The organism is Actinomadura soli, assembly GCF_005889715.1.
Classification (GTDB): Bacteria; Actinomycetota; Actinomycetes; order Streptosporangiales; family Streptosporangiaceae; genus Spirillospora; species Spirillospora soli.
Genome location: NZ_VCKW01000101.1, coordinates 15,263 through 28,792 on the forward strand (window position 1 = coordinate 15,263; position 13,530 = coordinate 28,792).

The window sequence follows — 13,530 nt, forward strand, 5'->3', positions numbered from 1 at the left end:
GGCAAAGATGACGGTATCCACCCTGATGCATTGACACCCGGGCTTTTTGATACTTGACCACGAGCGGGACACCGGGTCTCGACGAATACCTGCTCGGGAGTGGGCCGATGACGCGACCTCTGACGATGTCTCCGCACCGAGCGATCGATCTCGCCGAGGCGGCTCGCGCGCTGGCGGACCTCGACCCGGACGGCATCGCCCTGCGGTACGCACCCGACGGCCGGATCGCCGCCGCGCTCACCAGGGCCGACCTGGACCGGCACGCCCGCGCCGTCGCGGCGGCGCTCCAGGCAGCGGGCATCGCGCCGGGGGATCGGGTGCTCCTCGTGACCGGGCCCGGGACGGAGTTCGCGGCAGGGTTCCACGGATGCCTCTACGCCGGGGCGTGCGCCGTCCCCTGCCCGCCGCCGCGCTCGGCGCGGCACCGCGGACGCCTGGCGTCGGTGGCCGCCGACGCGGGCGCCGCCGCCGTCCTGACCACCGGTGGCGTCCGGCCGATCCTGGACCGGCCGGAGGCGGGCACGGAGCCGGACGCGATCCCCGCCCTGGACGTCCCGATCCTCCACATCGAGGACGCCGCCGACCCCGGGGCGTGGCGGCCGTGCGACGTCCGTCCCGGCGCCCCGGCGTTCATCCAGTACACCTCGGGGTCCACCGGCGCGCCCAAGGGCGTCGTGATCACCCACGAGAACGCGGTGGCCAACATCGAGATGATCGTCCGGGCCATCGGGTACGGCGAGCTGGACGTGGGGCCGAGCACGGTGTCCTGGCTTCCCGTGCACCACGACATGGGGCTGGTGGGCTGCCTGCTGACGCCGTTGTTCGGAGGCGGCACCGCGACCGTCCTGCCTCCTGAGGCGTTCCTGCAGGACCCGATGTGCTGGCTCCGGCTGATCGGTGAGTCCGGCGGCCCGGTCTCCAGCGCCGCGCCGAACTTCGCGCTCGACATGTGCGTGGACCGCCTCGCCCCGGACCGCCTCGACGGCCTGCGCCTGGACCACTGGCACGCGCTGATCTGCGGGGCCGAGCCGCTGCGCGCCGCGACCATGGACCGCTTCGTCCGGCACATGCGGCCCCTGGGGTTCCGGCCGGAGCGCCTGCTCCCCGCCTACGGCCTGGCGGAGGCGACACTGCTGGTCACGATCGACGGCCACGGGCCGCGCACCCTCCGCGCCGGCGCGGCCGACCTGGAACAGGGACGGCTGACGGCCGAGCCCGCCGGGCGCCACGTCGACCTCGTCTCCTGCGGCGCTCCGCCGGACGGATCCCACGTCGCGATCGTCGCCCCCGAGACCGGCGTCCGATGCCCGGACGGCGTCGTCGGCGAGATCTGGGCGAGCGGCCCGCACGTGACGCGCGGCTACTGGGGCGGCAAGCCCGGCCCGCACGCCGTCCTGGCGGACGACGACGAAGACCGCACGTGGCTGCGCACCGGCGACCTCGGGGTCCTCCGCGACGGCGCGCTGTACGTGACCGGCCGCCGCAAGGACCTGATCATCCTGGACGGCCGGAACCTGCACCCGCAGGACGTCGAGCGGGCCGCCGAACGGGACTCCCCGGCGGCCCGCCCGGGCCTCAGCGCCGCGTTCTCGGTCCCGGTGGACGGCGTGGAGCGGCTCGTGGTCGTCCGCGCGCTCGATCCGCGGATCCGGACGGCCGACGGCGAGGCGGTGGCCGCGGCGGCGGAACGCGTCCGCCGGGCGATCATCGCCGAGCTCGAGGTGGAACCGCACGCCGTCGTCCTCGTCCGCGCCGGTGAGATCAAGCTGACCACCAGCGGCAAGGTCCGGCGGCGGGAGATCCGGGAGCGGTACCTGAGCGGCCGGCTGCGGGCGGTGCACGTCCACAGCCTGGCGGCCGAGCCCGCCGGGGACCGCTCGCCCGGACGGGAGGCGCTGCTCCGGCTGGCCGCCGGCGCCCGTCCCGGGGCGGTGGAGGCGTGGCTGCGCGAGCGCGCCGCCGCGCTCGCGCACGTCGCCGCCTGGGAGATCGACCCGGACCTGCCGCTGCCCGCCTGCGGGCTGGACTCGCGGCGCATCGCCCTGCTGCGGGCGGACATCCTCGACGCGACCGGGGTCGCCGTCCCGGCCCGGGCCGACAGCCTGCGCGCGGTCGCGGACGCCGTCGTCGCCGGGCTCGACCGGCCGCCCCGCGCCGATCCCGCGGCGCTCGTCCCGGCGCCGCGGGACCGGCACGAGCCGTTCCCGCTCACCGACATGCAGCACGCCTACCTCGTCGGACGCGGACCGGGGCAGGAGTACGGCGGGGTCGCGGCGCACGCCTACCTGGAGATCGACGCGGACGGGCTCGACCTCGCGCGCCTGGAGGCGGCCTGGCGGCGGGTCGTCGGCCGGCACGACATGCTGCGCGCCGTGGTGACCGCGGACGGGCGCCAGCGGGTCCTGCCGCCGCCGGGATCCGACGCGTTCGACCGGTTCGACCTGCGGGGGATTCCCCCGGAGGAGGCGCGGGCCGTCCTGGACCACGAGGTCGCCTCGCCGTACGAGGGGCCGATGCACCGGATCGCGGTGAGCCGCCTCCCGGACGGGGGCGTCCGGCTGCACCTCGGCATGGATCTGCTGGTCGCGGACCTGTGGAGCCTGTACGTGCTGTCACGCGAGTGGCGGCTGCTCTACGACGATCCCGACGCCGACCTGCCCGAGCCGGACCTCGGCTTCCGGGACTGGGCGATCGCGGAGCGGTCCCCCCGTCCTGAGGACGTCCGCTACTGGCGGGACCGGGTGCCGCAGCTGCCGCCCGCGCCGCAGCTGCCCGTCACGGCGTGGCGACCGGGCGAACCCGCCCGGTTCACCCGCCGCCGCCACCGCATCGAACCCGCGCCGTGGAAACGGCTGACGGAGGCGGCGCGCGCACACGGCGTGACGCCCTCGGCCGTCCTCCTGGCCGCCTACGGCACCGTGCTCGCCGCCTGGAGCCGGAGCCCGCGGTTCACCGTGAACGTCACGCTGTTCAACCGCCCGGCCGCGCATCCGGGGCTCGCGAACGTCGTCGGCGACTTCACCTCGGTCGACCCGCTCGAAGTCGACTGCGCCGGGCCCGGCCGCTTCGCCGACCTCGCGCTGGCCGTCCAGCGGCGCCTGTGGGAGGACCTGGAGCACGCGTCGTACTCCGGCCTCCAGGTGATGCGGGACCTGGCCCGCCGCGACGGCGCGACAGGTCGCGCGATCCTGCCCTGCGTCTTCACCAGCGGCCTCGGCCTCGGTGACGGTGAGCCGCCGTTCGGCTGGCTGGGACGTCTCGTCCACGGGATCTCCCAGACGCCTCAGGTCGTGCTGGACCACCAGGTGTTCGAGGACGGTGACGGCGCCCTACTGGTCTGGGACGCCGCCGGCGACCACTTCCCGCCCGGGGTGCTCGACGCCACGTTCGCCGCCTACCGCGACCTGCTGGAGGCGCTGGCCGCGGGCGGCGGCCGCTGGGATCTGCCGCCGCGCGTGCCGCTCCCGGCGGACCAGGCCGAGGCGCGCGCCCGGGTGAACGCCACGGCAGGACCGGTCCCGGACGGGACGCTGCCGGACGCGGTGTTCGCCCGCGCCGCCGAGCGTCCCGCCGCTCCGGCCGTCATCGCCGCCGACCGGACCCTCGCCTATGGGGAGCTGGCCGAACGCGCGGACGGCCTCGCCGCCGACCTGGCCGACGCGGGGATCGGGCGCGGCGACGTGGTGGCGGTGAGCATGCCGAAGGGATGGCGGCAGATCGTCGCCGTCCTGGCGGTGACCCGGATCGGCGCCGCCTACCTCCCGGTGGACCCCGGTCTGCCCGAGGACCGCCGGCGGTGGCTGGTGGACACCGCCGGGGCGGCGCTCGTCCTGCGGGATGTGCCCGACGCGCGGACGGCGCGGAGCCTCTCCGCCGACGACCCGCCGCAACCCGGCGACCTCGCCTACATCCTCTACACGTCGGGGTCGACGGGGACGCCCAAGGGCGTCGCGGTCAACCACACGGCCGCGCTCAACACCTGCGTGGACGTGGCGGAACGGCTGAACCTCGGACCGGACGACCGTGTCTTAGGGGTCTCCTCGCTGAGCTTCGACCTGTCGGTCTTCGACATCTTCGGCGTGCTCGGCGCGGGCGGCGCACTCGTCCTCCCCGACCCCGAACGCCGTGCCGACCCCGCCCACTGGGCCGACCTCGTGTACGCGCACGGCGTCACGCTGTGGAACTCCGTGCCCGCGCTGATGGAACTCCTGGCCGACCACATCGAACACGCGGGCTCGAAGGAGCCGCCGCTCCGGCATGTGCTGCTCTCGGGAGACTGGATTCCGGTGTCGTTGCCGGACCGCCTGCGGGCCCTGGCGCCGGACGCTCAGGTCATCAGCTTGGGCGGGGCCACCGAGGCGGGGATCTGGTCGATCGCCCATCCGATCGACCAGGTCGACCTGGAGTCGGAGTCGATTCCCTACGGCACGCCCTTACGCAACCAGTGGTTCGAGGTCCTCAACGAGCGGCTGGAACCGTGCCCCACCTGGGTCACCGGGGAGCTGTACATCGGAGGCACCGGCTTGGCCGAGGGGTACTGGCGTGACCCCGAGCGTACGGAAGCGCAGTTCATCGTCCACCCTGGCACCGGGCATCGCCTGTACCGCACGGGTGACCTCGGCTGTTATCTGCCCGACGGGGCCATCCGGTTCCTGGGGCGTCACGACCACCAGGTCAAGGTCGGCGGGCACCGCGTCGAACTCGGCGAGATCGAGCACACGCTGCGGGCGGCCCCCGGTGTCGGCGAGGCCGTGGTCATCGCGCACGGCGACCGGCATCGCCGCCGGCTCGCCGGTTTCGTCACGCGGGCCATGGCCGCCCCGGTCGCTCTGCCGGGCGAGGAGGAGGCGGCCCTGCTCGACGGCGATTTGGACGGCGTCCTGCTCGATCCGGTCGAACGGCGGGAGTTCGCACTCGCCCGTCCGGGGCTGCGCGCCGTGCCGGGCGCCGAGATGATCGCGCTGCCCGAGGTGGAGGCCGCGCCGCGCCGGTCGAGCCACCGCCGCTTCACCGCGGGCCCGGTCGCCCTGGACGCGCTGTCCCGGCTGCTGGAGGGGCTGCGGGACGGCGATCGGCACGCCTACGGGTCCGCCGGCGGGCTCTACCCCGTCCAGGTGTACCTCGACGTCGCCGAGGGCGGCGTGGCCGATCTGCCCGGTGGCGCCTACTACCACCGCGCGGACGGGCACCGGCTGGCCCCGCTCAGCCGGGAGGCCGTCCCGGCGCGCCCCGGCTTCACCTCGGTCAACGCGGCGCTCGCGGCGGGCGCGCCGTTCGCGATCTACCTGGTGGCCCAGTCCCGCGCGATCAGGCCGCTCTACGGCCGCCTCTGGCGGGACTTCAGCCTGATCGAGGCCGGCCTGATCGCCCAGTTGCTGGAGACCGCCGCGCCCCCGGCCGGGCTCGGCCTGTGCCAGGCCGGCGACGCGCGCCTCACCGACGCCATGCGCGCCCGCTTCGCCTTGGACGACGGGCACGAGCTGCTGCACGCGCTGGTCGGCGGCGTCCCGGACACCGCCCCGGCGCCGCCGGGAGGTCCGACCCGGGCGACGCTGCGCCGGTGGCTGGCCGAGCGGCTGCCCTCGGCCCTCGTCCCGCCGACGATCGTGGTCCTGGACCGGCTGCCGCTCACCCCGATCGGCAAGGTCGACCGGCGGGAGCTGGCGCGGCTCGCGGGCGAGGCCGCGGCGGCGGGGGAGGCGCCGGTGCCGCCCGCCACCGGCCTGGAAAGCGCGATCGTCGCGGAGGTCGCCGCCGAACTCGGCCTGGACGGAACGGGGGAGCACGGAGGGGCGCACGCCGCGGAACCCGCGCGGATCAGCGTGACCGACGGCTTCTTCGACCTCGGCCTGGACTCGGCCATGATCACCCGGATCTGCGCGCGGCTCCGCGCCCGGCTCGCCGACATGGGCGCGCCGGGCGCCGACCTGCCGCTGCCGCTGATGTTCGAGGCCCCGAGCATCCGGGCCCTCGCGGCCCGGCTCGACGGCGCCGCCGACCCCGCCGCGGCCGCCCGGGCCGGCCGGTCCCGCGGCGCGGCCCGCCGCGCCGCCCGGAACCCGGCCAGGAACCGGCGCCCCGCGGGCGCCCAGCGAGAGGACGGAACCCGATGAGCAGCACTGACATCGCCGTGATCGGCCTCGCCTGCCGCCTGCCCGGTGCGCGCACGCCCGGCGAGTTCTGGGCGAACCTGGCCGGCGGCGTGGAGTCGATCGGCCGGGTGAGCGCCGAGGATCTCGCCGCCGCCGGATTCGACCCCCGGATCGCCGGACGGGACGGCTACGTCGGGGCGGCCTCCGTCCTGGACGGCATCGAGGAGTTCGACGCCGCCTTCTTCGGGTTCACGCCGCGCGAGGCCGCCCTGCTGGACCCCCAGCAGCGGGTGTTCCTGGAGATCGTCTGGGAGGCGCTCGAGGACGCGGGCCATCCGCCCGCCACCGCACCGGCGACGGGCGTCTTCTGCGGGGCCAACGCGCCCGGCTACCTGATGAGCAACCTCGTCGCCGGCGGGCCGCTGATGCCCGGCGCCGACGCGTTCGACGTGCTGATCCACAACGAGAAGGACTACCTGGCCACCCGGACGGCCTACCGGCTGGGCCTGACCGGGCCCGCGATGACCGTCCAGACGGCGTGCTCGACCTCGCTGGTCGCCGTGCACCTGGCCTGCCAGAGCCTCCTGGACGGCGAATGCGAGATGGCCGTCGCCGGCGGAGTCTCGATCCGCGTCCCGCAGCGCACCGGCTACCTCTACGAGGAGGGACTGATCTTCTCCCCGGACGGGCACTGCCGCCCGTTCGACGCCGACGCCGCCGGGACCGTGTTCGGCAACGGCGCCGGGGTCGTCGTGCTCAAGCCGTTCGACCGGGCCGTAGCGGACGGCGACCACATCGAAGCGGTGATCCGCGGGTCGGCGGTCAACAACGACGGCGCGGCCAAGGCCGGCTTCACCGCGCCCGGCGTGGACGGCCAGACCGAGGTGGTCAGCGCGGCGCTGGCCGTCGCGGACGTCGACGCCGCCACGGTCACCGCGGTCGAGGCGCACGGCACCGGGACGCCGCTCGGCGACCCCATCGAGATCACCGCGCTGACCCGCGCGTTCCGCGCCTACACCGGCGAGCGCGGCTACTGCGCGATCGGCTCGGTGAAGTCCAACGTGGGCCATCTGGACACGGCGGCCGGGATCACCGGGCTGCTCAAGGCGATCCTGCAGCTGCGGCACCGGCGGCTGGCGCCGAGCCTGCACTTCCGCCGTCCCAACCCGCACATCGACTTCGCCCGGACGCCGTTCTGGGTCGTCACGGGGGAGACGGAGTGGAAGGCGCCGGGACCGCTGCGGATCGGCGTCAGCTCGTTCGGGATCGGCGGCACCAACGCGCACGTCGTGCTGGAGGAGCCGTCCCCGGCCGCGCCGCCGGACGCGCCGCGCCCGCCCCGTCCGGAGCAGATCGTCGTGGTGTCGGGACGGACGCCGCACGCCGCGCGGACGGCCGCGGAGCAGGTGGCCGCGGCCGTCGCGGACGTCCCGGGCACCGTGCGGCTGGCCGACATGGCGGGCACCTCGCAGTCGGGCCGCACGCACTTCCGGTACCGGCGCTTCGCCGTCGCCGCCGACGCGGCCGGGCTGTCCGCCGCGCTCCCCGGCCCGGTGTGCGACGCGGGCGGCGCCGAGCCGCACGTGGTGTTCCTCTTCCCCGGGCAGGGCAGCCAGTACGCGGCGATGGCGCGCGGCCTGTACGAGTCCGAGCGCGTGTTCCGCGACGAGGTCGACGCCTGCGCGGAGGTCCTGCGCGAGGTCGCCGGCCTCGACCTGACGCGGGCCCTCTACGGGGACGCCGACGACATCACCGCGACCGGCGGCGACCTCACCGCGACCGCCCTGGCGCAGCCCGCGCTGTTCACGGTCGGTTACGCGCTCGTCCGGCTGTACGAGTCGTGGGGGGTCCGTCCCGCCGCCCTGATCGGGCACAGCGTGGGCGAGCTGACGGCGGCGTGCGCGGCCGGGGTGCTGTCCCGCGACGACGCGCTCCGCGCGGTCGCGGCGCGTGGGCGGCTGATGCAAGAGTGCCCGCCCGGCGCGATGCTCTCCGTCGCGATGTCAGCGGACGCGGTGCGCCCGCTGCTGACCGGTAGCCTCGCGCTCGCCGCGGTCAACGGGCCCGAGCTGTGCGCCGTCTCCGGCCCGGCCGGGGAGATCGACGCGTTCGCCGCCGGGCTGGACGCGCCGCATCGCAGGCTGCACACCTCGCACGCCTTCCATTCCCCGTCGATGGACGCGGCCGTCGCGCCGTTCACCGACGAGATACGCGGCGTGCGCCTGTCCGAGCCGCGGGTGCCCTTCGCCTCCAACGTCACCGGGCGCCCGATCACCGCCGAAGAGGCACAGGACCCCGCCTACTGGGGACGTCACCTGCGCGAGCCCGTGCTGTTCGCCGACGGCCTGCGCGAGATCACGAGGGCCGGGCGGGCGGTCCTGATCGAGATGGGCCCGGGCGATGTGCTCGGACGGCTGGCCCGGCAGAGCCTCGACCCGGCGGAACGGGCCGTCGTGCTGTCCACCCTGCCCGGCCCGGACAGCGCCCGCGACGGCGCGCACGACGGCGACCGCGACGACGTGCGCGCCGCGCTGACCGCCCTCGCCCGCGCGTGGGCGGCCGGCGCCGAGGTCGACTGGGAACGCCTGCGCGGCGGCCCCGTCCGCAGGGTGAGCCTGCCGTCCTACCCCTTCCAGCGGCGGCGCTACTGGGTGAACCCACCGCACGCGGGCAACGGCTCGCTGTCGGAGCGCCTCGACCTGCCGCCCGCCGAGCCCGTCACCGCCGACGCCGCCGCCGAGCTGCGCGAGGGCCTGTCCGCCGAGTACGTCGCCCCGCGCGACGAGACGGAGAAGCGGGTCGCCGCCCTCTGGCAGGAGTTCCTCGGCCGCGGCCCGATCGGCGTCCACGACAACTTCTTCGAGCTGGGCGGCCACTCGCTCGCCGCCGCCCAGCTCGCCGCCCGGCTCCGCCGCGAGCTCGGCGTTCCGGTGGCGCTGCGGACGCTGCTGCGCCACCCCACCGTGGCGGCGATGCTGGAGCACGCCGGCGACGCCGAGCCCGGCGCCGCCGCGCTGGACGACCTGCCGGAGATCGTCCCCGACCCGGCGGCCCGGCACGAGCCGTTCCCGCTCACCGAGATGCAGCAGGCCCAGTGGCTCGGCCGGTCGGCCGTGTTCGAGGGCGGCGACGTCGCCGCCCACGTCTACCTGGAGACCGAGGGCCGCGGGCTGGATGCCGTCCGGCTGGCCCGGGCCTGGCAGCGGCTCGTCGACCACCACGACATGCTCCGGATGGTGGTGCTGCCCGACGGCACCCAGCGGATCCAGCCGCCCCCCGCCGTCTACGACCCGGAGATCATAAATCTGCGGGATGAGCCCCACCCCGAGGACGCCCTGCGGACGGTGCGCGAGCGGATGCGCGCCCAGGTGCGCCCGGCGGACCGGTGGCCGCTGTGGGAGCTGCGGCTGGCGACGCTGCCGGACGGCCGGGTCCGAGTCCTGCTCAGCTTCGACCTCCTGGTGGCGGACGTGGCGAGCCTGTTCTTCGGGCTGCTGGACGACTGGCGCCGCGTCTACGAGGGCGAGGGCGAGGACCTCCCGCCCCTGGCGCTGACGTTCCGGGACTACGTCCTCGCCGAATCGGCGCTGCGCGACACGCCCGCCTACGAGACGTCCCTCGGCTACTGGCGGGAACGGGCCCGGACGCTGCCACCGGCCCCGCAGCTGCCCACCGTCCGCGGCGAGGGCGACGGCGGCGCCATGGAGTTCGACCGCTACACCGCCCGTTTCGACCGTGACGTATGGGACCGGGTGAAGGCCCGGTCGGCGGCCCACGGCGTCACCTCGTCGGTGACGCTGGCGGCGGCGTACGCGGCCGTCCTCGCGACGTGGAGCGCGAGCCAACGCTTCACCGTCAACGCCACCGCCGTCAACCGGCTCCCGCTGCACCCCGAAGTGGGCGCCCTGGTCGGGGAGTTCGCCTCGTTCAGCCTGCTGGAGGTGGACGCGGCCGCCCCCGCCACCTTCCTCGACCTCGCCGCCGCGATGCAGGAGCGGAGCTGGACCGACATGGAGCACCGCCTGGTCAGCGGCGTCCGGGTGCTGCGCGAGCTGGCCCGCGTCCGCGGCGGGGTGCAGGGCGCGATGATGCCGGTCGTCTTCACCAGCGCGCTCGCCCGGGAGGGCACCGGCTCGCCGTTCGGCTGGCTCGGCGACGTCGTGCACACGATCTCGCAGACGCCGCAGGTCACGCTCGACTGCTTCGTCCTGGAGGCCGAGGGGCAGCTCGACGTGAGCTGGCACGTGCTCGGCGCCCTCTTCCCGGACGGCATGGTCGGTGACATGTTCCAGGCGTTCACCGCGCTGGTGGAGAGCCTGGCGGAGGAGGACGGCTGGACCGCCTCCGCAGCCGCCCCCGCGCCCGAGGGGCAGCTCCGCCGCCGCGCGGAGGTCAACGACACCTCCGGGCCCGTCCCGGACGGCCTCCTGCACGACGCGCTGCTGCGCCGGGCCGAGGAGCACCCGGACGCCACCGCGCTGATCAGCGAGGACCGCGTGATCACGTTCGGCGAACTGCGCGGCCGGGCCGCCGTGCTGGCGGCCGTGCTGCGCGATCGCGGCGTCCGGCCGGGGACGCCCGTCGCGATCGGCGTCCGCAAGGGCTGGCGGCAGATCGTCGCCGTCCTCGGCGTGAGCCTGGCGGGCGGCGCGTACGTGCCGGTCGACCCCGATCTTCCCGCCGAGCGGCGTGCCTGGATGCTCCGGGAGTCGGGCGCCGCGTGCCTGGTCGTCCCCTACGGCAGCCCGCAGGCCGCGGACGTTCCCGTCGTGGAGACGCCCGAGCCCGAGGAATGGCGGACGGCCGAGTTCGACCCGGTCCCGCACGGCCCCAGCGACGTGGCGTACGTCCTCTACACGTCGGGGTCGACGGGGACGCCCAAGGGCGTCGCGGTCAGCCACACGGCCGCGCTGAACACCTGCGCCGACATCGTTGAGCGGTTCGGCGTCGGCCCCGGAGACAGTGTGCTCGGGCTGTCGTCGCTGAGCTTCGACCTGTCGGTCTTCGACATCTTCGGCGTGCTCGGCGCGGGCGGCGCACTCGTCCTGCCCGGCCTGGAGACGCGCACGGACCCCGCCGCCTGGACGCGCCTGGTCGTCCGGCATCACGTGACGCTCTGGAACACGGTGCCCGGGCTCGCCGAGATGCTGGCCGAGCAGGCCGCGGCCGAAGGGCTGGACCTCCCACTGCGCCTCGCGCTCCTGTCCGGGGACTGGATTCCGGTGTCGTTGCCGGACCGGCTGCGGGCGCTGGCACCGGACGCGCAGATCATCAGCTTGGGCGGGGCCACCGAGGCGGGGATCTGGTCGATCGCCCATCCGATCGATCACGTCGACCTGGACTCGGAGTCGATTCCCTACGGCACACCCCTCCGCAACCAGTGGTTCGAGGTCCTCAACGAGCGGCTCGAACCGTGCCCCACCTGGGTCACCGGGGAGCTGTACATCGGAGGCACCGGGCTGGCCGAGGGGTACTGGCGTGACCCTGAGCGTACGGAAGCGCAGTTCATCGTCCACCCTGGCACCGGGCATCGCCTGTACCGCACCGGCGACCTCGGCTGCTATCTGCCCGACGGGGCCATCCGGTTCCTGGGGCGTCACGACCACCAGGTCAAGGTCGGCGGGCACCGCATCGAACTCGGCGAGATCGAGCACACCCTCGAACGCCATCCGGACGTACGCCGCGCGGTGGTCGTCGCGGCGGGCGACCGATCGCACCGGAGGCTGACCGCCTACGCCGTGCCCGACGGCGCCGCCGACGCCGGTGACCTGCGCGACCACCTGGCACGCTGGCTGCCCGGCTACATGGTGCCGCGCGACGTCGTCGTCCTGGACGCGCTGCCGCTGACCGCCAACGGGAAGGTCGACCGCGCCGCGCTGCCCCGCGCCGAGTCCCGGTCCGGCGGACCCGCCGTCGAACTCGACCCCGGCCAGCGGGCCCTGGCCGAGCGCGTGGCCGCCACCATCGCGCAGGTGCTCGGCCTCGACCACGTGGCGCTGGACCAGAACTTCTTCACCCTGGGCGGCGACTCCATTCTCGGCGTCCAGGTGATCACGCGGGTGACCGCGGAGGGCGTCGACATCGTCCCGCAGGACCTGTTCGCCCACCAGAGCATCGCCGAGCTGGTGCTCGCGCTGGCGGAGGAGGGGCGGCTGCCCACCGGGCCCACCGAGGAGCCGGGCGGCGAGGGGGCGTCCGTGCCGCTCACCGCAGGGCAGCGGGCGGTGCTCGCCGGGGCCGTCCCGGCCGCCGGACGGCTCGTCCTGGAGATCGCGGGCGAACCGGACCCGGCCCGGCTCGAACAGGCCATGGCCCGGGTCGTCGCGCGGCACGACGCGCTGCGCCTGCGCGTCGACGAGGACGCGGCGACCCAGTGGGCCGGCGAGCCCAGCGACGTCCCGCTCCCGGAGTTCGACCTGACCGCGCTCCCGCCCGACCGGCGGGCGGCGGTGGCCGACCGGATGGTCGACGAGATGGCCGACGAGGTCGATCCGCGCACGTCCGCCCCGGTCAAGGCGGCGATCATCAAGCTGGGCGAGGCGCGGTCGAGGCTGGTGTGGGTGGCGCACCGGGCCGCGGTGGACGTCCGGTCCTGGCGGACGCTGGCCGCCGACCTGGAGGCCGCCTTCCACGGGACGCTGGACGGCCCCGCCCCCTCGTTCCTCCGCTGGGCCTCCGGACGGACCGGCGGCCACGGCGCGGCGGCCGTCTCCCCGCCGGAGCCCGTCCCGGACGATCTCGTGACGACGTGCTTCGAGCTGTCCCCCGAGGAGACCGCGCGGCTGCGGGCCGACCTGAGCGGCGCCTACCGGATGCGCCTCGGTGACGGGCTGCTCGCGGCCCTTGGGTGGGCGCTGTGCGCGGACGCCGGCCGCTCGCCGGCCGAGGTCGTCACCGAGTCGTCCCTGGACGGTGAAGGCGTCGGCTGCCGCAGCGTGCCGCGCCGCCTGCTCCTCCTCGCGGACGACGCCGAGACGGCGCTGGCGGCGGTCAAGGACGCGCGTTCCTGCGACGGCCCGGATCACCGGGCGGAGACGGCCCCCCGGACTCCGCGGAACCAGCCGTTGGTCGCCGTCCTCACGGAGGTGGACGAGGAGAGCTGGACCGGCGACCGCCCGGACGGCCCGTTCCGCCTTCCGCCCGGCTTCGCGGGCATGGAGCCGGCCCTCCCGGCCGGAACGGCGCTCCCCGCCGGGACCGGGCTCCTCGTCCAGGCCGCCGTCGTGGACGGCGCGCTGCGGGCGCGCTGCACGCACCCCGCCGCCGGTACCGGGGCGGTCGCGGCGGGGCGCCTGGCCGACCGGCTCCGCGCGGTGGCCGAGCACTGCGCCGCGCCGGGCGCGGGCTCGGTGGCGCCCGGCGACTTCCCGCTCGCCGATCTCGACACCACCGACCTCGAAGACCTCCTGGCCGAGCTCACCGACGACCAGCCGCGGAC

At 75.6% G+C, this 13,530-nt stretch carries 2 protein-coding genes; both read left to right on the forward strand.

The window, feature by feature from the left end; all coding sequences use genetic code 11:
• Positions 1-107 precede the first annotated feature (107 nt).
• Entirely contained in the window at positions 108-6,113 is a 6,006-nt protein-coding gene (locus ETD83_RS20320) for a non-ribosomal peptide synthetase (RefSeq protein WP_138646721.1), read from the forward strand.
• The coding region (locus ETD83_RS20325; protein WP_138646722.1) for a non-ribosomal peptide synthetase/type I polyketide synthase at positions 6,110-13,530 on the forward strand (7,421 nt) is incomplete at its 3' end. The genes ETD83_RS20320 and ETD83_RS20325, both read left to right, overlap by 4 nt.